Origin of the sequence: Lentilactobacillus diolivorans DSM 14421, from assembly GCF_001434255.1 — a bacterium.
Classification (GTDB): Bacteria; Bacillota; Bacilli; order Lactobacillales; family Lactobacillaceae; genus Lentilactobacillus; species Lentilactobacillus diolivorans.
Window position 1 is genome coordinate 54453 of record NZ_AZEY01000109.1, and the last position, 22521, is coordinate 76973.

The 22521-nt window shown below is 39.7% G+C and carries 19 protein-coding genes; 17 read left to right on the forward strand and 2 right to left on the reverse strand.

What is annotated here, in order from left to right; translation table 11 throughout:
* Nucleotides 1-106: 106 nt before the first annotated feature.
* The 5 genes from cshA to FC85_RS15250 all read left to right on the forward strand — a co-directional run bounded on the left by cshA (nucleotide 107) and on the right by FC85_RS15250 (nucleotide 3981).
* Nucleotides 107-1615: a degradosome RNA helicase CshA gene (cshA, locus tag FC85_RS15230; RefSeq protein WP_057866378.1), complete on the forward strand. Its 1509-nt coding sequence runs from the start codon at nucleotides 107-109 to the stop codon at nucleotides 1613-1615.
* A 130-nt stretch (nucleotides 1616-1745) separates the two neighbouring features.
* The gene (gene acpS, locus FC85_RS15235) at nucleotides 1746-2105 is read left to right on the forward strand and encodes a holo-ACP synthase (protein WP_057866379.1); all 360 of its coding nucleotides are present in this window, start codon (nucleotides 1746-1748) and stop codon (nucleotides 2103-2105) included.
* 4 nt (nucleotides 2106-2109) lie between these two features.
* Nucleotides 2110-3234, forward strand: a complete 1125-nt coding sequence (alr, locus tag FC85_RS15240) for an alanine racemase (RefSeq protein ID WP_057866380.1) — start codon at nucleotides 2110-2112, stop codon at nucleotides 3232-3234.
* Nucleotides 3235-3308: 74 nt separating this feature from the next.
* Nucleotides 3309-3593 carry a hypothetical protein gene (locus tag FC85_RS15245; RefSeq protein ID WP_057866381.1) on the forward strand — a complete coding sequence of 95 codons (285 nt, stop codon included), beginning with the start codon at nucleotides 3309-3311 and terminating at the stop codon, nucleotides 3591-3593.
* A gap of 16 nt (nucleotides 3594-3609) precedes the next feature.
* Complete coding sequence (locus FC85_RS15250; RefSeq protein ID WP_057866382.1) at nucleotides 3610-3981, forward strand: type II toxin-antitoxin system PemK/MazF family toxin; 372 nt, start codon at nucleotides 3610-3612, stop codon at nucleotides 3979-3981.
* A 253-nt stretch (nucleotides 3982-4234) separates the two neighbouring features.
* Here FC85_RS15250 and cbpA read toward each other — a convergent pair whose 3' ends face one another.
* A complete protein-coding gene (cbpA, locus tag FC85_RS15255) occupies nucleotides 4235-4879 on the reverse strand; it encodes a cyclic di-AMP binding protein CbpA (protein ID WP_057866383.1) in 645 nt (214 codons plus the stop codon).
* A gap of 313 nt (nucleotides 4880-5192) precedes the next feature.
* Entirely contained in the window at nucleotides 5193-6149 is a 957-nt protein-coding gene (locus FC85_RS15260) for an L-lactate dehydrogenase (protein ID WP_057866384.1), read from the reverse strand.
* Between the two features lie 212 nt (nucleotides 6150-6361).
* On the opposite strand from FC85_RS15260, the gene pth reads away from it, so the two are divergent.
* The 12 genes from pth (at nucleotide 6362) to lysS (ending at nucleotide 21951) form a co-directional block, all read left to right on the forward strand.
* A complete protein-coding gene (gene pth, locus FC85_RS15265) occupies nucleotides 6362-6922 on the forward strand; it encodes an aminoacyl-tRNA hydrolase (protein ID WP_057866397.1) in 561 nt (186 codons plus the stop codon).
* Between the two features lie 17 nt (nucleotides 6923-6939).
* Entirely contained in the window at nucleotides 6940-10473 is a 3534-nt protein-coding gene (gene mfd / locus FC85_RS15270; RefSeq protein ID WP_186825071.1) for a transcription-repair coupling factor, read from the forward strand.
* The gene (locus FC85_RS15275) at nucleotides 10463-12034 is read left to right on the forward strand and encodes a putative polysaccharide biosynthesis protein (protein WP_057866385.1); all 1572 of its coding nucleotides are present in this window, start codon (nucleotides 10463-10465) and stop codon (nucleotides 12032-12034) included. The genes mfd and FC85_RS15275 overlap by 11 nt, the downstream gene beginning before the upstream one ends.
* Nucleotides 12035-12307 (forward strand): RNA-binding S4 domain-containing protein, encoded by a 273-nt coding sequence (locus FC85_RS15280; RefSeq protein ID WP_057866386.1) that lies wholly within the window; start codon nucleotides 12035-12037, stop codon nucleotides 12305-12307.
* A gap of 368 nt (nucleotides 12308-12675) precedes the next feature.
* Nucleotides 12676-13083, forward strand: a complete 408-nt coding sequence (locus tag FC85_RS15285; protein WP_057866387.1) for an FtsB family cell division protein — start codon at nucleotides 12676-12678, stop codon at nucleotides 13081-13083.
* A gap of 486 nt (nucleotides 13084-13569) precedes the next feature.
* The gene (locus FC85_RS15290) at nucleotides 13570-14079 is read left to right on the forward strand and encodes a S1 domain-containing RNA-binding protein (RefSeq protein WP_057866388.1); all 510 of its coding nucleotides are present in this window, start codon (nucleotides 13570-13572) and stop codon (nucleotides 14077-14079) included.
* Between the two features lie 84 nt (nucleotides 14080-14163).
* Nucleotides 14164-15564 carry a tRNA lysidine(34) synthetase TilS gene (gene tilS / locus FC85_RS15295; RefSeq protein ID WP_057866389.1) on the forward strand — a complete coding sequence of 467 codons (1401 nt, stop codon included), beginning with the start codon at nucleotides 14164-14166 and terminating at the stop codon, nucleotides 15562-15564.
* A 2-nt stretch (nucleotides 15565-15566) separates the two neighbouring features.
* A complete protein-coding gene (gene hpt, locus FC85_RS15300; RefSeq protein ID WP_057866390.1) occupies nucleotides 15567-16109 on the forward strand; it encodes a hypoxanthine phosphoribosyltransferase in 543 nt (180 codons plus the stop codon).
* A gap of 72 nt (nucleotides 16110-16181) precedes the next feature.
* Nucleotides 16182-18323, forward strand: a complete 2142-nt coding sequence (gene ftsH / locus FC85_RS15305) for an ATP-dependent zinc metalloprotease FtsH (RefSeq protein WP_057866391.1) — start codon at nucleotides 16182-16184, stop codon at nucleotides 18321-18323.
* A 75-nt stretch (nucleotides 18324-18398) separates the two neighbouring features.
* Nucleotides 18399-19295 carry an Hsp33 family molecular chaperone HslO gene (gene hslO, locus FC85_RS15310; RefSeq protein WP_057866392.1) on the forward strand — a complete coding sequence of 299 codons (897 nt, stop codon included), beginning with the start codon at nucleotides 18399-18401 and terminating at the stop codon, nucleotides 19293-19295.
* Between the two features lie 83 nt (nucleotides 19296-19378).
* Nucleotides 19379-20386, forward strand: coding sequence for a tRNA dihydrouridine synthase DusB (gene dusB, locus FC85_RS15315; RefSeq protein ID WP_057866393.1), 1008 nt, complete (start codon nucleotides 19379-19381; stop codon nucleotides 20384-20386).
* Nucleotides 20387-20445: 59 nt separating this feature from the next.
* Nucleotides 20446-21951, forward strand: a complete 1506-nt coding sequence (lysS, locus tag FC85_RS15320; protein WP_057866394.1) for a lysine--tRNA ligase — start codon at nucleotides 20446-20448, stop codon at nucleotides 21949-21951.
* The last annotated feature ends 570 nt before the right edge of the window (nucleotides 21952-22521 follow it).

The following is a 22521-nucleotide window of genomic DNA, read 5'->3' on the forward strand; positions in this document are numbered from 1 at the left end:
TTTGTAATAAATGATTTATGGTCAAGTGGCTGACGCATCACGAAAAACGGATTTTTTTCTAGTTAGCTGTGGAACCTTAATTGTTTCAATTTAGGAGGAAACATATTTGAAGTTTAGTGAATTAGGATTATCAGACCGCTTACTAACAGCTATTTCCAATAGCGGTTTTGAAGAAGCAACACCTATCCAGGCTGAGACCATTCCTATGGTCCTTAAAGGTGAAGACGTTATCGGCCAAGCCCAAACGGGTACTGGAAAAACGGCCGCATTTGGATTACCAATCTTGCAAAATATTGATTTTGACAATCCCAATGTTCAAGCTCTGATTATTTCGCCAACTCGTGAGCTTGCGATTCAGACACAAGAGGAAGTTTATCGTTTAGGTAAGGATGAAAAGGCAAAGGTTCAAGTGGTTTATGGTGGGGCAGATATTCGCCGCCAGATCAATGCCTTAAAGGGGCACCCACAGATTGTGGTTGGAACTCCGGGCCGAATCCTTGATCATATTCGACGACATACATTAAAGCTTGAACACATTAAAACTTTAGTGTTGGATGAAGCTGATGAAATGTTAAATATGGGATTTTTAGATGATATTGAATCAATCATCAAACAAACTCCTAAGGATCGTCAAACCCTGTTGTTCTCTGCGACAATGCCAGCTCAAATTAAGCGGGTTGGGGTTCAATTTATGAAAGATCCCCATCAGGTTAAGATTAAAGCAAAAGAATTAACAACTGACTTAATTGATCAATATTATGTTCGAGTTAAAGAATATGAAAAATTCGATGTCATGACTCGTTTCTTTGATGTTCAAGATCCAGAAGTTACGATCGTCTTTTGCCGAACTAAGCGTCGGGTAGACGAAGTTTCTAAGGGCCTTGAAGCCCGTGGTTACAAAGCCGCTGGGTTACACGGAGACTTAACGCAAGCTCGTCGAACGCAAATTATGCAGCAATTTAAGCAAGCTAAGATTGATATTTTGGTTGCTACTGATGTTGCTGCCCGTGGTATTGATATTTCCGGGGTAACGCATGTTTATAATTATGATATCCCTCAAGATCCTGATGGTTATGTTCATCGGGTTGGTCGTACAGGTCGTGCCGGTCAACATGGTGTTTCCATTACATTTGCAACGCCAAATGAAATGGATTATCTTCGAGAGATCGAAAAATTAACCAAGGTGCGAATGCTCCCATTGAAGCCACCAACAGAACAAGAAGCGTTTGTTGGTCAGCTTAACTCAGCTGAGAGTGACATTGCTAAGTTAATCAAGCATACTAATACTGGTAAATACGAAAAAATGGCTGATAAGCTACTTGATGAGTATGAAGCCACTGATTTGGTTGCGGCGTTGCTGAACGATATTACCCGTGACAATGTGAAGGTTAAAATTACACCTGAGCGACCGTTATCACGTCACCATGGCGGTGGCCGGCGAAATGGCGGTGGTGGTCATCGTGGCGGTGGCCATTGGAATGGTTCTCGGAACCGTCGTAATGGTGATCGGAACTCAAGTCACAATCGGAGTCGGCATGATGGTGGTAACCATGATCGGAAACGTAACGATCGATCAAATAATAAAAAGCGTCGTTTTACCATTAAAAATTCGTAATTTGACGACCATGATCTTCGGAATTTAAACTTAATAAGGGACGGCTTGACATAAAACTTTTGTTTTGTGTTCAAGCCGTCTTTTTTTGTGTTATTATATACTGTAACTTTTTATTTGTGAGGACACGCTAATGATTGCTGGAATTGGAATTGATGTTACTGATATTTGTAGAATAAAAAAAGCTGTAGAACGTAATCGTCATTTTATTAACAGAATTCTAACTTCAGAAGAGATTAATCAACTTGATTCGCTTTCTGAAAAACGTCGCTTTGAATATATTTCCGGTAGGTTTTCTGCAAAAGAAGCTTATTCAAAAGCAATGGGATCCGGATTAGGCCCGATTGTTAAGTTTCACGATTTAACAATTATCAATAATGAGGACGGCAAGCCGATTGTTTCCCATCACCCATTTGATGGGAATGCCTTTGTCTCCATATCGCATACGGATGAGATTGTTGTTACTGAAGTTATTTTAGAGAATCGAGGATAAGCAGATGGTGATTGGAAAACTTCGGAATGCACAGCTAGTCATTAATCAAGAAGCACTTTATGAAAATATTCGACATGCAAAAGAATATGCTGAGCCAGGCACGGACGTATTTGTTGTTTTAAAAGCTAATGGTTATGGTCACGGGGCTATTCAAGTAGCTCGAGTTGCTGAAAAAGCAGGTGCAAATGGATTTTGTGTCGCACTTCTTGATGAGGCACTCGAATTACGTGATGCCGGATTTACTCAGCCAATTTTAGTCCTTGGCATTACGGACCCCACTGATACTCCAATCGCGAGAGACAACCAAATTTCACTAACGGTTGGTTCGAGTGAGTGGTTAGAGCAAGCAGATCAAATTTTGAGTGCGTCAAAAACAGCATTAAAACTCAACGTTCATTTAGCCTTGGACACCGGGATGGGGCGGATTGGATTTCAAAAACCCGATGAGTTGAAATCAGCTCTCGCTTATTTGAATCAACAAGCTGACATCTTTGGTTTTGAGGGAATCTTTACTCATTTTGCGACGGCTGATAGTAAAGATGAATCGTATTTTAAATATCAATATCAGAACTTTCGTGATTTTATGGCAGTTATTGATCATCGGCCAAAATATGTCCATGTTGCTAATTCCGCTACTAGTTTATGGCATAAAAAATGTGAAGGCAATCTTATTCGTTTGGGGATTACGACTTATGGGTTGAACCCTTCTGGAAACGAAATAACTAAGTTGCCATATCAGCTTAAACCCGCTATGACATTTCAATCAACACTCATTTATGTTAAATTGGTTCAAGCCGGTAAATCAATTGGCTATGGTGCGACCTATCAGACGACTGATAATGAGTGGATTGGGACTGTTCCGGTGGGATATGCAGACGGTGTGCCAAGAAAGATGCAAGGCTTCTCGGTGTTAGTTGATGGCCATTTTTGCCCAATTGTTGGTCGTGTTTGCATGGATCAATTTATGATTAAATTGCCCAAAAAATACCCTTACGGAACCCAAGTTACCATTATTGGTACATCAGGTGCGGAAAAAATCACTACTGAAGATATGGCAAATTATCTTGGAACTATTAATTATGAAGTTGTGTGTGGTTTTAGTTCCCGTTTAAACAGAAAATATGTTTAAGCCTACTGCTTTCTGCTTGGTTTCATGGTATATTAGATATTAAAGTAATCTTGAATAATATAGGGGAATTAACGATGGAAAAAGCAACTTATCAAAAGCATTTTTCAGTTATCATCAATGATCGAATTGCCGATCGATTGGCGCAATTTTGTTCAACAGTTGGAATATCCGAAAATGCAGCGGTTGAGATTGCAATGAATTATTTCTTTGATGATCCGCAAATTGTTAACGGATTAATGAAGGGCTATCGTGAAATGGCGAACTTAAATCGTGAAATTAGTCATGACTTTTCCTGTTGTGAAGAAGACGCTGATTTTCACTTAACTCAGTATCGTCAAAGATTACAGAATTTCCATTAGCTTTTTAGATTCAACAATGGGAGGTGTGAGGGTGACTGACGTTATTTTTAAACGTGGAGACATTTTTTACGCTGATCTATCACCCGTTGTCGGTTCCGAACAAGGTGGGATGCGACCAGTATTGATTATCCAAAACGATATTGGCAATCACTACAGCCCAACCGTTATTGTTGCTGCAATTACCGCAAGAATTTCAAAGCCAAAAATGCCGACACACGTTGGAATATCGGCAGGAAATGGCATTGAAAGGGATTCAGTTATCCTATTGGAGCAGATTAGAACGATTGATAAGCAAAGGCTAAGGGATAAAGTCACCCATCTTGATAATTCGACAATGAATAAAGTCGATAAGGCAATTAAAATTAGCTTGGGACTCGGCAAGGGTTAGTGAAAGATCAGAAATACATAAGATATCTTCTGTTAGCTTAAACAGTAGGAATGATGACGTGGTAATACCATAATAGTGGCATTAATTATCTGCCAATTAAATTAATGATTTGGCAGCCCAGTTGAGCTATGTCTTGCTATGCTCAGGCTGATAATTAGTAGTAAAAAAGAGTTCCAAGAGCAATAAAAATTGCCCTTGAAACTCTTTTTCTTTTGGATCAGATCAAAAGACGAGTAAGTAAAAAGAAAATAAACTATTTATTTTCTTCTTTTAAATTTTCGACTTCTGGGACTCTAAATTCTTTTCGCTCCAAAGCAGCAATAATTCGATTTAATCGATCTTGATCAACTTCTGCCGGAAGGGTAAACATAATTCGATGAACTAGCTCACCTTCCTGTGCATCTAATGAAATAACACTGGCAATGGAGGTGTACTTCGTAATGATTTTAGCGATTTCTTCTAGGTCACCACGTTCGCCGCTGGCAACAACGGTTAAGACATAGCTGCCGACGTTGACATTCCAGGATTGAGAAAGCATGTCTAACAAACGAGTGTGTGTTAAAATACCGTAAAAGTGATTTTGAGCATCAAGAACTGCAATATACGGTAAATCTTTAATTGAAAAGAACACTTGGAAAAAAGCTGAGTTAACATTAACGAACTTGGTTGCATTTTTTAAGAGTGTCGTGACGGGTAAGGACATATCACCACCACGGGATTTATGGCGATAAATATGCATTTTATAAATGTTTCCTCTAAAAATTGTTCCGGTTTCATCTAAGATTGGCACACATCGGTATCCGGAATCTTCCAAAGTGGTTAGTGCTTCTTCAAGGGTTGCATCCTCTTTGACAGTCACTAAGCGTTCTTTAGGTTTCACAAGTGTTTTTAATAACATATTTATTTTCCTCCAGTTAAACTGTATACCTTATAATAACATAGCCCGATTTAGAAGAGTATAGGATAAAGGCCTTAATTTTAATAATATTGCAAGAAGATGAGAGAGGTATGCCGGATGTTGGCTAAATCCCAGAATATAAGGATGCACTGGGATACGTTTTAGTTTGGAAGCGATCAAAGTATGTTTAATTTTGTAAAAAACAGCTTTCGTATCCTTATATCTGGGATCGAGTGTTTACCAAAGTAAAAAGCCAAAACAAAATCGAGTTTTGCTTTGGCTTTCAAGATAAATTAAATTAAAATTAAACGATTTATAGTTGTGCCATACCATTTGCAGTAGTCTTTTGAAGCGTTTCTGCAGATGCTGTCATCTTAGCTTTTTCATCATCGTTCAATGGGACTTCAATGACTTTAGCAATTCCGTTAGCATTAATAACGGCAGGTGTCCCGATATAAATATCGGTAAGACCATATTCACCATCAAGTGGTGCACCAACAGGAAGAATTGTGTTTTCATCACGGAGAACTGCTCGTGAAATTCTCATCAAGCAGGTTGCAACACCATAGAATGTTGCACCTTTACGGTTGATGATTTCGTAAGCCTTGTGACGAGTTTGATCCTCAATTGTTGCTAGGTCGTCAGATGATAATCCGGCTTTCTTTGCAACATCCAAGAATGGTTGACCACCAATTCGTGCAGCTGAATAGGCAGCAAACTCTGAATCGCCATGTTCGCCAAGAATGTAGGCATCAACTGATTGAGGGTTGAGGTCCAACTTCTTGCCAAGAGCAACTCGAAGACGGGCACTATCCAATGATGTTCCACTTCCGAATACTCGGTTCTTTGGAAAACCAGAGAACTTTTGTGCAGCATAGGTTAAAATATCAACTGGGTTAGCAGCAACAACAAGAACACCCTTAAATCCTGAACCAACAAGTGGCTTGATAATTGATTGCATAATCTTCAAATTCTTATTAACAAGATCTAATCGAGTCTCGCCTGGCTTCTGTGGTGCACCAGCTGTAATAATAGCCAAATCTGCATCAGCACAGTCTGAGTAGTCACCAGAATAAATGTGTTTTGGTGAAGTGAATACCTGAGCATCTTCAAGATCTAAGGCATCACCCTCGGTTCTCTTTTTGATAACATCAACAATCACAAACTCTTCGGCGAGTCCTTGGTGCATCATTGCGTATGCGTATGAAGAGCCAACTGCACCGTCACCAATAAGTGCTACTTTTTGACGTTCTAAAGTCAAAACAATCATCTCCTATTTCATATTTAGTCCGATTAAATTATACCACAGAGAAGTGTGCGCTTTCACAAAATCGCTTGACTTGTAATGAATTTCTCATTTTAATCGGGATTAAATGCAGGAGGAGATTAATATGATATAATTTGTACGTTAAGTTAAACTAGACACGAGCTGAACGAAATTCGTTCGGCCTTTTGTTGTTGAAAAAAGAGGATAAATAAATGATAAAAATGATTGTTGGTTTGGGAAACATTGGCCCCCAGTATGAGCAAACTCGGCACAATACTGGTTTTATGATTGTTGAACAGTTTGCTAAACACCATGACCTTAAAATAAAAACACGCAAGATGAATGCTAAAATGGGCTCAACCTTTATCAACGGAGATAAAGTACTAGTTGTTGAACCAACCACATTTATGAATGATTCTGGAATCGCTGTAAAACCCCTAAAAGATTATTTCGGTGTGTCGACGGAAAATATTGTCGTGGTTCACGATGATATGGATTTACCGATCGGAAAGATTCGAATTAAAGATAAAGGGTCTGCTGGTGGTCATAATGGTATCAAGAGTTTGATTAACAATCTCGGGACTGAAGCCTTCACTCGGATTCGAGTTGGTATCGCTCATCCGGATAAAAGCAATACGGTTGTTAATTATGTTCTGGGAAGATTCTCTAAAGATCAGTTGCCACTATTCAAGCGGGCCGGGGATGATGCAGTAAATGCACTTGACGACTGGCTTGAAGGGATGACCATCTCTGATCTTGAAAATCGTTACAACTAAATGAAAGGACGATGGATGTGCAACTAGATCAATTGCTAACCAAGATTCCGCAGTATGACCAAATTGTATCCGGGCTTACGCCTAAAAGTCGGCAACTAGTGACTGGAATTGGCGGTTCTGCCAGAACAGTATTGATCGATAATTTAATCCATTCAACTAGTCGGCCCATTGTCGTTGTGGTTGATACACTATTTCATGCGGATCAATTGATAAATGATCTGGGCAATTTATTGCCGGATGATCAATTGTTTGAGTTTCCGGTTGAGGAGCTTGGCGCTGCTGAATTAGCCACCAGTTCGCCTGAATATAAGGCCCAGCGCGTTTTGGCTTTAGACAAATTAGCGAGTGGGGAACCAGCTGTTATTGTAACGTCGGTTTCTGGAATTCGACGACTGATTCCTGCAAAGAGCCAGTTTTTAAAGTCAAAATTAACACTTAAAATTGACGGTGATTATCATTTGGAAGCATTGAAGTTAAAACTCCATCAAATGGGGTATGTCTTTCAAAAACTTGTTGCAGCGCCTGGTGATTTTTCAATCCGTGGATCAATTCTTGATATTTTTCCACTAAACCATCAGGATCCGGTACGAATTGATTTTTTTGATACAGAAGTGGACTCAATGCGACTTTTTGATGTCGGTAACCAGCGAAGTATTAAAAATATTGATCAAATTCAAATTTTACCAGCTACTGATTTGTTAATAACCGATGAGCAACGAAAGAAAACGGTTAAACAACTTAGAGCACGTTTGACGAGGGAGCAAAATGAACTTGAAGGCGAGGGTGCCAAGAAACTTGCCGGAAATATCGAGCCGCAAATTATGGATCTTGATAATGGGTTAAGCGATCCACGGTGGTTATTATTTGCCGATATTATTTATGACAACCATTATTCATTGTTGGATTACCTCGCTCCCAGTGGGGTTGTGGTATTTGATGATTATTCACGGATTAACGAGTCGGTTCGCCAGTTAAGCAGTGATGACGATGAGTGGCTTCAAGATAAAATTAAAAATCTGGAAGTCTTAAAATCAACCAGCTATACAAACGATTTTAAGAAGGCTTTTCAAACTAATCAACACGCAACAATGATTATTTCTTTATTTCAGAAGGGATTAGGTCGAATGCGGCTCGATGGAATTGAAGACATTACGATTCGACCAATGGAACAATTTTTTTCTCAAATGCCAATGCTGCGGACCGAAATTTTAAGATGGCAAAAGCAAAAACAAACTGTCATCATTATGATTCAGGATGAAAAACGGATGCAAAAAGTTGCCCAAACGCTAAGTGATTTTGAAATTCCAGTAACCCAAACTGATAGGAACCAATTGTTACCGCAGAAAGTTCAAATGATTTCTGGAAATTTGGATAATGGGTTTGAACTACCATCTGGTAATGTTGTGATTATTACCGAAAAGGAAATGTTTGGGACAGTTGTTAAGAAGCGACCTCGGCAAACGACGTTTAATAATGCTGAACGGATTAAAAGCTATACTGATTTAAAACCCGGTGATTACGTTGTTCACGTTAACCATGGGATTGGTCGTTACGAGGGTATGAAAACGATGGAAGTTGATGGTAAACATCAAGACTACTTGACAATTTCATACCGTGACAATGCCAAACTATTCATTCCGGTCACGCAACTAAACTTGATTCAGAAGTATGTTTCCTCTGAAGACCGGCATCCTCGGATTAATAAATTAGGTGGCAGCGAGTGGATCAAAACTAAGCGTAAAGTTGCCGCTAAAATTGAAGACATTGCTGATGAATTGATTGATTTGTATGCGAAGCGAGGTTCCGAAAAGGGCTACGCCTACCCGCCAGATGATTCCTTGCAGGCTGAGTTCGAGGCTAATTTTCCATACACCGAAACGCCAGATCAATTGCGAAGTGTTACTGAAATCAAGCGGGATATGGAACAATCACAACCAATGGACAGGCTTTTAGTCGGTGACGTTGGCTATGGAAAAACAGAAGTGGCACTAAGAGCTGCCTTTAAAGCAATTGAAGTTGGCAAACAGGTTGCGTTCCTAGTTCCCACGACCATTTTGGCACAGCAACATTATGAAACGATGTTGGATCGTTTTGGCGAGTACCCGATAACTGTTCGAGTTTTATCACGTTTCCAAACTCAAAAACAAGTTAAAGAAACCTTGACAGGGTTAAAAAACGGTACAGTGGATGTTGTGGTTGGTACCCATCGCTTACTATCTAAAGATGTTAAATTTAACAACTTGGGATTGTTAATTATTGATGAGGAGCAACGGTTTGGCGTTAAGCATAAGGAAAAGATTAAGGAAATGCGTTCGGACGTTGATGTTTTAACATTAACAGCAACGCCAATTCCAAGGACCCTGAACATGTCCATGATGGGCGTTCGTGACCTATCCGTAATTGAAACCCCACCATCCAATCGCTACCCTATTCAGACGTATGTCATTGAACAAAACGCCGGGACGATCCGAGAGGCAATTGAACGAGAAATGTCTCGGGGTGGTCAGGTGTTTTATCTGCACAACCGGGTTGAAGATATTGAGCGAACGGTTGAGCAAATTCATTCGTTAGTTCCAGACGCAAGGGTTGCGTACATTCATGGTCAGATGAGTGAGAATCAAATGGAAGACATTCTCTATGATTTTGTGAATGGTGAGTATGATGTTTTGGTCACAACTACGATTATTGAGACAGGGATGGATATTCCGAATGTCAATACGTTGTTTGTTGAAAATGCGGATCGAATTGGGTTGTCACAGCTCTATCAATTGCGCGGTCGGATTGGCAGGAGCAGTCGGGTTGCATACGCCTACTTTATGTATCAGCCCAATAAGGTTTTAACTGAAGTTGGTGAAAAGCGTTTGGAGGCCATTCGTGACTTTACAGAGTTAGGCTCTGGATTCAAGATTGCCATGCGGGATCTTTCCATTCGGGGTGCTGGAAATCTTTTGGGGAAGCAACAACATGGATTTGTTGATTCGGTTGGTTATGACCTATATACGCAGATGTTGTCAGACGCGGTTTCTAAACGCCGGGGTAAGGAAGTTGAATTTCGGACTGATGCCACGATTGAACTTGATCTGGAAGCATATCTGCCGAGTGATTACATTCAGGATAGCCAACAAAAAATCGAACTTTATAAACGAATTCGTCAAATTAATAATCAAGATCAACTTCATGAGGTTGAGGATGATTTGATTGACCGATTTGGAGATTATGGTCAACCGGTTACCAACCTATTACAAATTTCAGAATTGAAGATGTATGCCGATTACGCGATGGTCGAAAAAATTCATCAAGAGACTCCAAGGATCGCAATCACTTTTGCTCAGCAGGCCACCGACGAATTTAGCAGCAAGCAATTATTAGAGGCTATTGCTCAAACAAAATTTCGGGCAACAATCAATAGTGCTAACAAAAAATATCAAATTCAGTTAACAGTTCAACCAAACATGAAGAATTGGTTAAAGCAGTTAATTGCGTTGGTTGAGCAGCTTTCAATGACACGCCAAAGGAATTATGCTGGCAAGGTAAAGCCTCATGACAAATAAATCAAGACGTAAACAAGTTCTAATGGGAACGTTATTGCTAACAGTCTCGTCATTTATTGCTAAACTATTAAGTGCAGTTTATCGGATTCCGTTTCAAAATATGGTTGGTAATATCGGTTTCTATGTTTATCAGCAAGTTTATCCAATATATGGGATTGGGATGACTTTTGCACTGACCGGCCTGCCGGTTTTTATTTCAAAATTAGTGGTTGATACTAAGAATCCAAGTGATCAGGTTGCTGTCGTGTATCGAATTCAGACGATTTTAATTTTAATTTCAGCGATTATTTTTGGTGTGCTGCAATTTGGAGCTTCATTTATTGCTTTTCAGATGGCTGATCCCCGGTTAGCTCCAGTAATAAAATCGGTTAGTTGGATGTTTTTATGGGTTCCGTTTTTGGCAACTTGGCGCGGTTATTTTCAGGGCCAAATGAATATGCGGCCGACAGCGTATTCGCAAGTGGTTGAACAGGTCGTTAGGGTATCGTTTATCTTATTGGTTGCGGGATGGTCTGTTAAGTCAGTTGTAGATCCTTATCGGATGGGGCGCCTTGCAATGTTTTCCGCTCCCATTGCCGGATTATGTGCTTTGCTGGTTGTTCTTTGGCATGTTAAACAAGTGGGGTTGCCTCATTCAAGCCATCGAAAAGTTTATCGTCATTTGTTGATTGAAACGTTAACGGTAGGGGGGACTCTGTGCCTGGTATCGGCAGTTATGTTATTGCTGCAGCTGGTTGATTCGTTTTCAATTGTGTCAGGGCTTCGTGAATATGGTTATCAGTTGGTAGCTGCCCAAAATATTAAGGGCATTTATGATCGTTCTCAAACACTGGTCCAATTGGGAATGGTAATTGGTACGGCATCTGTTACGGCTGTTTTACCAAGCCTATCGGTTGCCTACGCACATCAACAAGCCTTAACGTTTGAGCACATTGCCAAAACCAACGTCCGGACTAATTTAGCGCTATCATTAGCAATGAGCATTGGATTATTTACTTTAATGCCCGAAATTAATCGTGTTTTATTTGCCACTGCACAACTCAATGGTACGATTGGTGTCTATTGTCTGAGTATTATTTTTGCCACGGTACTTTTAACGAACAGTACGATTTTGCAAAGCCGAAATCAATATTTACCAACAATGATTGCGATTATTTGTGGGTTTGTTACTAAAATTGGAATTAACAAGTTTCTGGTGATAATTTTTGGAATCATCGGGGCCAGCATTGCAACAATGATTAGTTTGATTGTGATGATTGTTGTGATACGTTTATTGAGCCACCACCAGTTAGCAAAGATGATTTCTTTAAAGCAAATTATTAAGCTAGCTGGCGTTTTATCAGTCATGGCAGTTATTGTTCGGTCAGTTGCAATTCTCTTGCAAAGTTTTCAACTCATTAAAAGCGATCGAATCGAATCATTGATTGTGCTGGTTGTTTGTATACCGGTCGGGATTATTATCTTTTTAGGCGGATGCCGATTACTTCAAGTTTTTAGTTTGAGAGAATGGTTGGCAATTCCAATGGTGTCAAAATTTATGAAATTTAAAGGGATGAAATAGATGAGAATTGACAAGTTTTTGAAGGTTTCAAGAATTATTAAGCGGCGATCAGTTGCTAAAGAAATTGCTGATAAAGGTCGTATTTTGATTAATGGTCGGGTGGCCAAGTCATCATCCGATGTTCGATCAAATGATGAGATTGTCATTAAATTTGGTAATAAAACACTTACAGTTCAGGTTAAGGAGTTGTTGGATACAACTAAAAAAGATGATGCTCAACGAATGTATGAAATTACGTCGGAAAAATATGAACGTGATTATCGAAATGAGTGATGTTTGACATTGGAACAAATTTGTTAGCCAACATCATTCCCAAAAGGATCAGAACGAACTTGATGCTTCGTTTTCTGATCTTTTTTGATTCAGTAACGGAATAATCCTTTGAACTAAAGGAAACTTAAATGAACCGGCCGTGCCATAATTAATTGGGCTTAGGTTAGAACTAAACGTTAATAGTCATACATCTTCAATAAACTTATTGGGGAGACTTGGTTGATTACAAAATGCTTTGCTAATGTTTCATCGAATAGCCAATCACGATGTCAAAATAAAATGTTTAAGAACCTGTGAATCGTATAGACAATTTACATATTGTTGGTATAATTTACCGTAGAATGTGTGATTTGATCGGGGGATTTAACATGACACAGCATGGTGCAAAGATAAGTAAACTTGAAAATGATTTTACTCGCCGTCGCGAGCAGGAAATCAATTATTCAAGGGCAACTAATTCACTTAGTAGTCGAAGAAAGAAACGCGCAATGGTCATTGTTGGCGTGTTCCTATTTTTTGCGATGATTTTTACGATTCAGATAGTTCGTGCGAGGGCGAATTACGCGGACGTGAATGTTCAAATTGCAAAGCAACGGGGGAAGTATCATCACCAGCAAGCTGTTCATAAGTCATTAAATGCCAGAGTTAGCCAATTAAATGATAAAAATTATGTTGAAAAAATAATTCGCGATCGCTACTACTATACGAAACCGGGAGAGACGGTTTACAGTTTTCCCAATAAGGCACCCAAGGATGTTAATGATGTTGACGAATAGTCATTTTTGAGGTGGCTTTCATTGAGCGTCAATTTTTAATTGTGTATATTGTGGTAGAGCGGGACAAAGGGCCGTTAACTTCCAGAGTGTAACCGGAAGTTAACGGCCCTTTGTCCCGCGTTTTTTGCTTGGTAACAATCGTGTTTATACTAACGGAGACCAGGAAAAACGACTATTGTCCCAGCTTTTTGCATAATCACGATTACGCTGGAACTTAACCGCCCTTTGTTCCACTCTCTTAGACTGTTGATTACGATTATTTTCCGGCGACATTTAGAGTAAGAAATTTTTAGCTCTTTCTTGGTGTCATTAGTCTTCAGATGACTTTGAGAATTTAAGTATCTGAGATTTTGGGTGAATAAGATTAATTTTAGCCCCGTCTGTTTTTTAGCTATGCGGGTTTTGAAGTCTAAACTGTTTACCTTCAATACTAAAAATATGCTATACTGAATACACTTAATTAATGTAGGAGGAACATTTTTTTACATGGCAATTGAAGTTGGGGAAAAAGTTAACGGTAAAGTTTCCGGAATTACAAATTTTGGTGCATTTATTGACTTAGGAGATCACCGAACAGGTTTGGTCCACATAAGTGAGGTTTCTGACGGATTTGTTAAAGATATTCATGACGTCCTTAAAGTTGGAGACGAAGTAACGGTTAAGGTTTTGAAAATTGAAGGCAATAACAAGATTAGTCTTTCAATTCGAAAAGCTAAAGATGAAGAGTCACATGAAGAATCAAATCATGGCGGCAATTCGCGTCATAACTATCATGAAAATAATCACGAGAGTAATCATGAAGGTAGTCGTGATTATCATGAAAATCGCGGTCACCATTCTCGCAATAATTCTAATCACAACGGCCATTCAAGCAATCACAATGAAAGTTTCGATGATATGATGTCCGGCTTTCTTAAAGAAAGTGAAGATCGATTGGCTACGCTTAGACGTAATACTGAAGGTAAACGGGGTGGCCGTGGCGGTCGTCGCAGCTAATTCGTTAAGATATTCAACAATAACTATTTTACAAATCAGATACGCGTATTAAGTATCTGGTTTTTTGTTTGTGGAGGTTGGCACTTGGATTTACAAACTCAATTTAATAATTTAGTTAAACGACATCATTGGTGGTGCTCTGAGGATACAGTGGTCGTTGCAGTTTCCACAGGGGTTGATTCGATGACTTTACTACATATGCTGGAAAATTTGCCCGAAAATCGCCCTAATATTGTTGTCGCATATGTTGATCATCAATTACGTCAAGCCAGTCAACAAGAAACTCGTTTTATTCAAAGATACTGTCAGCAGAATAACTTGGCTTTGGCACAAGCAACTTGGCCTAAGCAGCAGCACCCGGTTAATGGAATTGAAGCTGCTGCCCGAAAATTTCGTTATGCATTTTTTCGGCGGGTCTTAGTGCAATATCAATCTGAAATTCTGCTAACTGCCCACCATGGCGATGACCTTGCTGAGACAATGATTATGAAATTAGTCCGTGGTGGGCAACTATCCTCACTGATCGGGATTAAACAAAAACGGCCATTTGCTAGTGCTACAATCATTCGACCTCTACTGGAATTTAGTAAGCATGAGCTTCACGATTTTGCGGTAATGCAGCATCTTCAATGGTTTGAAGACGAAACCAACCGTAGCTTAAAAATTGAACGAAATCGAATTCGGCATCAGGTCCTGCCACTTCTCAAACAAGAAAATCCGCAAATATTGAAACACGTGTATGATTATTCATCACAGATAAAGCGAGTCATAGCAACTGTGGATGATTTGGTGAAACCAATTGTTGATCGGGTAGCAACAGTTCAGGCCGAGTCAGCTTCGGTTGATTTATCTCAACTGGTTGACTATTCTAATGATGTGAGATTGAGTATATTTGAATATTTAATTCAGCAACAATTGGGTATTCACAATGTTTCTCAGCGTCAATTGCGCGAGCTGAGTCAATTGTCAGTGGCTTCTGATCATCCTCAGGGAGAACTTTATTTAGAACATGGCTGGCGGGCACTTCGCAGGTACGATCAATTAATAATTACTAAAAATTTAAAAAATCACCGACTAGAATCTGAAATCCCCTCAGAATTTATGGTAGTATTAGACCGGTGGTATTCAGTTGGAAATGGTGTCCAATTTGGGGTCTTTAAGAAGCTGGAATCGATCCAAAATGAAAAAGTGTCCTGTCTCGTTTTAAGTAAAGATGATTTTCCACTTATCGCGCGATATGGTCGATCTGCTGATCGAATTCGCCTGAAAGATGGCGGGCATCAAAAGCTCAGACGATTATTGATCAACGCAAAAGTGCCGAACGAGTTGCGGCATCAAACGATAGTTCTAGCAACTAATCAAGGCGACATTGTTTCTGTGATTGGTTTGAAAACAGCTGCTATTGACCCTCTTAAAGTTGGTGAACCATATTTTCTTCTGGAAAGGGCCAACAATAATTTATCAGAAAGAAAAGGAATTAATTAATCATGGATAACGACATCTTAAAAGTCCTCTATAGTCAGAATGAGATTAAAGAAGCGTGTGAGCGGCTGGGAAAACAAATTCAAAAAGAATATGAAGGAAAGACCCCAGTTGTGATTGGTGTGTTGAAGGGTGCTGTTTTCTTTATGGCTGACATTGTTCGGGCAGCGGATACATACATGCAAATGGATTTTATTGATGTTTCGAGTTATCATGGTGGCACTAAATCTTCCGGTGAGGTTGAATTAGTCACCGATATTACCTTGGATGCTGCGGGGCGAGATGTTTTAATTATCGAAGATATTGTCGACACCGGGCAGACCTTGAAATTTTTGATGGACACTTTTGCTAATCGGGGTGCAAATTCAATTAAAGTATGTACGTTACTTGATAAACCAGCTGGCCGGCTGGTTGAAGCAAATTCGGATTTCATTGGATTTGAGGTTCCAAATGAGTTTGTTGTGGGGTATGGTCTTGATTATGATGAAAAGTATCGAAACCTACCGTATATTGGTGTATTAAAGCCAAAAATTTATTCGCACAATTAATGGTCAAAAAAAGTCAAATGTGGTAGTATTTTGACTATCAACATGAAATAATTTTTCTTGAGGAGGACGTTGATGAACTCGAATAAAAATGGGCTTTTTAAAAATAGTCTATTTTACATTGTCATATTTTTGCTGATCATGGGTGTAATTTACTTCTTTAATGGTAGTAGTACAAATACCCAGTCGCAAGAAATTCAATCAAGCCAATTTGTTAAAAACTTGAAGGATGACAAGGTAAAAAGCTTTTCAATTCAGCCTTCGGGCGGTGTCTATAAAATCACAGGACAATATAGGCAAGGTCAAAAGGCAAAAGTCGAAACTGGTTTTCTAATTGGCGGCAATTCAAGTCAATCTAAGAAAGTCACGAAGTTTACCACAACGGTTCTCGAGAATAACTCCTCAATTGCTGAAATCACCAAGGCAGCGCAATCTAATGATATTAAGATGAATGCAAAGCCTGAAGAGTCCAGTGGCTTTTGGGTAAATCTTTTGGTTTATGTCTTACCACTGTTACTGTTTGTTTGGTTCTTTTACATGATGATGGGCCGTGCTGGTGGACAAGGCGGTGGAAATGGCAGAGTGATGAACTTTGGCAAATCTAAAGCCAAACCAGCCGACAGTAAGCAAAATAAGGTCCGATTCTCAGACGTTGCCGGTGAAGAAGAAGAGAAACAAGAACTGGTCGAAGTTGTTGAATTTCTAAAAGATCCAAGGAAATTTACAACTTTGGGAGCTACCATACCACATGGTGTCTTACTCGAAGGGCCTCCTGGTACTGGTAAAACATTACTTGCTAAAGCCGTTGCTGGTGAAGCTGGTGTGCCGTTCTATTCAATCTCTGGCTCTGATTTCGTTGAAATGTTCGTTGGTGTTGGTGCCAGCCGTGTTCGTGATCTTTTTGATCAAGCGAAAAAGGCAGCTCCGGCGATCATCTTCATTGATGAAATCGATGCTGTTGGGCGCCGGCGTGGTGCCGGAATGGGTGGCGGTCACGATGAACGTGAACAAACCCTAAACCAACTATTGGTTGAAATGGATGGTTTTAGTGGTAATGAAGGTGTGATTGTGATTGCCGCTACCAACCGTGCTGATGTTTTGGATCCAGCTTTAACTCGTCCTGGTCGTTTTGACCGGAAGATTTTAGTTGGCCGTCCTGATATTAATGGACGTGAGGCAATTTTGAAGGTTCATTCCAAAAATAAACCGCTTGCAAGCGATGTTGATTTGCATGAAATTGCCAAACAAACTCCAGGCTTTGTTGGTGCTGATTTGGCTAACCTTTTAAACGAGGCCGCTTTATTGGCTGCCCGACGTAACAAGACTGCGATTGATGCGAGTGATATTGATGAAGCTGAGGATCGTGTTATTGCCGGCCCAGCCAAGCGTAATCGGGTTATTTCCAAAGAAGAACGGGATACCGTTGCCTTCCATGAGGCTGGTCATACGGTTGTCGGGCTTGTCTTAAACGATGCTCGAGTTGTTCATAAGGTCACAATTGTTCCGCGTGGCCGAGCTGGTGGTTACGCCATCATGTTGCCACGAGAAGACCAACAATTAATGTCTAAACGTGATGCTATGGAACAAATTGCTGGTTTAATGGGTGGTCGTGCGGCTGAAGAGATTGTTTTTGATTCACAATCATCCGGTGCCTCGAATGACTTTGAGCAAGCAACTAATATTGCTCGAACAATGGTGACTCAGTATGGGATGAGCAAACGACTTGGCAATGTTCAGTGGGAAAATCCTTCACAGGATACCTATGGACCACGTTATTCTCAAGAAACTGCGGCTGCTGTTGATGAAGAGGTTCGCCGAATCACCAATGAAGCATACGAAACAGCTAAAAAGATTATTGAGGAACATCGCGACAAGCATAAGTTGATTGCTCAAGCACTTTTGAAATATGAAACACTTGATGAAAAACAGATTCTGTCACTTTGGAACACTGGTAAGATGCCAGAAAATTCTAAGACTAGTGAATTTCCAAGTGAACGAGCGGCTACTTTTGAAGAAGCCAAACGTGAATTGGAACGTAAAGAAGCTGAACGTCAAGCTGATTTGGAAAAGGATCATCAAGAAGGCAAGAAGCCGGATGATCAGACTCAATCAGACCAAACAAATGATGATAATCAAGAAACTGGTCAGTCAAATGATTCTTCAAATAATCATTCCGATCAGCCGACGGACGATCATCATAAAGATGATAATAATTAGTTGAATATTTAAAAAAATGAGTTTAGAGTGAAACCGTCTCTAAACTCATTTTTATTATGTTGAGGTGTAAATGTTATGAAAGATTATTTAGTCAAAGCAACGACAACGGATGGGATGTTTCGGGCATATGCCGTTACTGCCCAAGAAATGGTTATGACTGCTCAGAAAGACCATGATACATGGTCTGCGTCTTCAGCTGCCTTGGGGCGGACCTTGATTGGGACGGTCATGTTGGCCGCATCAGTTGATAAGAGTGGCGAAGCAATTACTGTTAAAATTGATGGTAAAGGGCCGGTTGGTGAAATTATTGCCGATAGTGATTCCAAAGGAAATGTAAAAGGGTATATTCAAAAGCCACATGTTCATTTGCCATTAAATGTAAATCACAAGATTGACGTTGGCAAGGCGGTTGGTGTCAATGGCTTTTTGGAAGTTACCCGAACTTCTGATGGTGAAGATCCATACACAAGCAGTGTGCCACTGGCCTCTGGGGAAATTGGTGATGATTTTACTTACTACCTTGCCCAGTCTGAACAAATTCCATCAGCCGTTGGTGTTTCGGTTTTTGTTAATGACGATAATTCAATTGGCGCTGCCGGTGGTTACTTAATTCAAGTTTTACCCGGTGCCAGCGATGAGGCGATTTCAAAGGTGATCACGCGAATTAAGCAAATTCCGATGATTTCTGAATTATTGTTGGATCATCAAACGCCTGAGGAAATTCTTGAATTGATTTTTGGAAAAGGCAAGCTTCACTTTTTGTCAACCAATCCCGTCGCATTTTATTGCAATTGTTCAAAGACCAAATTTGCCCGTGATCTTGAAGGAATTCCGGTTAGTCAATTGGAGGCTATGCTCAAAGAGGACGACGGATTGAGTGTAACCTGTAACTTTTGTCAGAAGCACTATGATTACGACGAAGACGAACTTGCAACGATTATTTCTGTTGCTAAATCAAGAGGAAAGAACTGATCCGGCACTATCCATTTAATAGTAACTGTGATAATATAACAATCGAATTTTAAAGAGATAAAGGCTAGCTTGAGGTGAATTTTATGGAATGGAAAATTGGCGATGTTACAATTCCAAATCAGGTGGTTGTTGCACCGATGGCAGGAGTGACTAATTCTGCTTTTCGGATCATTTGTAAGGAATATGGTGCTGGGTTAGTGGTTTGTGAAATGATTTCTGACCGTGGTATTATGTATAAAAACAAAAAAACATTGGATATGATGTTTGTTGATCCACGGGAACATCCAATGAGTATTCAAATTTTTGGTGGGACTAAAGAAACTTTGGTTCAGGCAGCAAAATTTGTTGATCAAAATACTGCTGCAGATATTATTGATATCAATATGGGATGTCCGGTGAATAAAGTCGTTAAAACCGATGCTGGAGCACGCTGGTTATTGGACCCTAATAAGGTCTATGAGATGGTGTCCTACGTCACAGACGCTGTTAAAAAGCCAGTAACGGTTAAAATGCGGACCGGTTGGGACAAAGATCATATTTATGCTGTTGAAAATGCGTTGGCTGCTGAACGTGCTGGAGCATCTGCCTTGGCAATGCATGGGAGGACTCGTAAGCAGATGTATGAAGGTCACGCTGACTGGAATATCTTAAAGGAAGTGGCCAGCCAGCTTCATATTCCGTTTATGGGTAATGGGGATGTTAGAACTCCCCAAGATGCCAAACGGATGTTAGAGGATGTTGGTGCTGATGCGGTTATGATGGGTAGAGCAGTCGAAGGAAATCCTTGGATTTTAAAACAAACGACTCATTATTTACAAACGGGTGAGTTATTGGCTGAACCAACTCCTGAAGAGAAGATTGCAACTGCCAAGGAACATCTCCATCGGCTATGTGAACTTAAGGGAGATCGGACGGGGTCACATGAGTTCCGTGGTCAAGCAACCTATTATTTAAAGGGAATTTCACATTCGGCAAGAACCAAAGTAGCACTTTGTAATGCGGATGGTGAAGCTCAAATGGATGAGATTTTTGATAAATTTTTAGAAAAAAACGCACAAAGAAAAGCACGTCAGCAACGGATTGCTCAATAAATCCGTGCTTTTTTGTGTTATGATAATTAATAGTTTATTATCACCTAGGAGGTTTGACATTGGCCAAAGATAAAGAAATGAATGATCAAATGATCGTTCGTCGCCAGAAGATGAATGAATTACGCGAGGAAGGAATCGATCCATTCGGACACCGCTTCGTAAGGTCTCATCTTGCCGTCCAGTTACATCAAGAATTTGACGGTTATGATAAAGACGATTTGATGAACCTTGATAAAAAGGTTACAATTGCCGGCCGAATGATGGCAAAACGGGGCAAGGGTAAGGTTGGATTTGCTGATTTAAAAGATCGATCTGGTAAAATTCAAATATATGTTCGAAAGGACATTGTTGGTGAAGACGTTTACCATATCTTTAAACGTTCGGATATTGGGGATCATTTGGGGATCTCTGGGCAAATTATTAAAACTGATATGGGAGAACTAACGGTCCGCGCTGAATCCATTACTTTTCTTTCAAAAGCATTGCGGCCACTTCCTGATAAATATCATGGCTTACAAGATAAAGAACAAAAATATCGTCAACGCTATTTAGACTTAATTTCTAATCAAGATAGTTTTGATCGGTTCCATAAGCGAAGTCATATTATTACTGCTATTCGAAAATATTTGGATTCTCATGATTATCTTGAGGTTGAGACTCCGGTATTGCATAATCAAGCCGGTGGTGCTAATGCACGTCCATTTGTCACTCATCATAATGCTTTGAACATTGACTTGTATTTACGAATTGCTTTGGAATTGCATCTGAAGCGTTTGATTGTCGGCGGTATGGAACGAGTGTACGAAATTGGGCGTGTCTTCAGAAATGAGGGTATGGATACTCGACATAATCCTGAATTTACAATGCTTGAATCATATGTTGCTTACTATGATTTTCATGATGTCATGGACGAAACCGAGGGGATCTTTAAAGCAGCAGCTTCTGCCGTGACAGATGACAATATTGTCACTTATCAAGGTCATACGATTGACCTCAACAAACCATTTGCAAAAATGCACATGGTTGATGCAATCAAGAAGTATACAGGAATTGATTTTTGGCAGCCGATGTCAGACGATGCCGCTAAAAAGTTAGCTGATGAGCATCATATTCATTATGAAAAGTGGTGGAAGACCGGTCATATTATTAATGCTTTCTTTGAGGAGTTGATCCAACCTAAATTGGAACAACCAACGTTTATTTATGGACATCCGGTTGAAATTTCACCATTGGCTAAAAAGAATGCCAAGGATCCTCGTTTCACTGACCGATTTGAATTGTATATTGTCGCAAGCGAATTTGCTAATGCTTTCACTGAGTTAAATGATCCAATTGATCAAAAGCAACGATTTGAAGCACAGGTCAAGGAACGTCAAGAGGGAAATGATGAAGCTGAGGGAATCGATGAAGACTATGTTGAAGCCCTTGAGTATGGTATGCCGCCCACTGGTGGGTTAGGTATTGGAATTGATCGGCTTGTCATGTTAATGACTGATGCACCGTCAATTCGTGATGTGCTTTTATTTCCAACAATGCGTCCGGATGATAATTCTCAAAATGAATAATTAGACCAATTTAAGTCGAGACCAGTTTCAATGGTTTTCGGCTTTTTTTGTAACCAAGTTTGAACAGTGTTAAAGTCTAAAACAATATTAGGATGCTGATTGTCATTTTTTATAGTTAAAAGTAATTTTTCTTAATTATAATCAGATTTTTTTACCTTTTTAAAAAGAAAGAATGCTGATAAATCAGCACTCTTGTTAGTGCCACTTATGTTTTGAATATTTAATTGGTATTTTCTCTTGACGAACGACGAGATTTTCGGTATATTTATTTATGCTGTTTCAGTGAGTGAGCGCAACAAGCAAATTTAGTTCTTTGAAATTTCTTGTTGACACCGCTTGATCAGCATGGTATATTTAAATGGTTGTCGCAAGCGATGAACAAGCGCTTCGATGACAATGGTAGACCTTTGAAAACTGAACAAAATTTTCGACAAACGAATGTGTAGGGCGCTTCGATTTTTAATTGAAGCCAAACATTTGCGAAGTCAATTCGCTTTGAATAAAAGTAACAACAAAAAATAATCATGAGCTTATTTCGAGCTTATCATTTTAACTATAAGATGAGAGTTT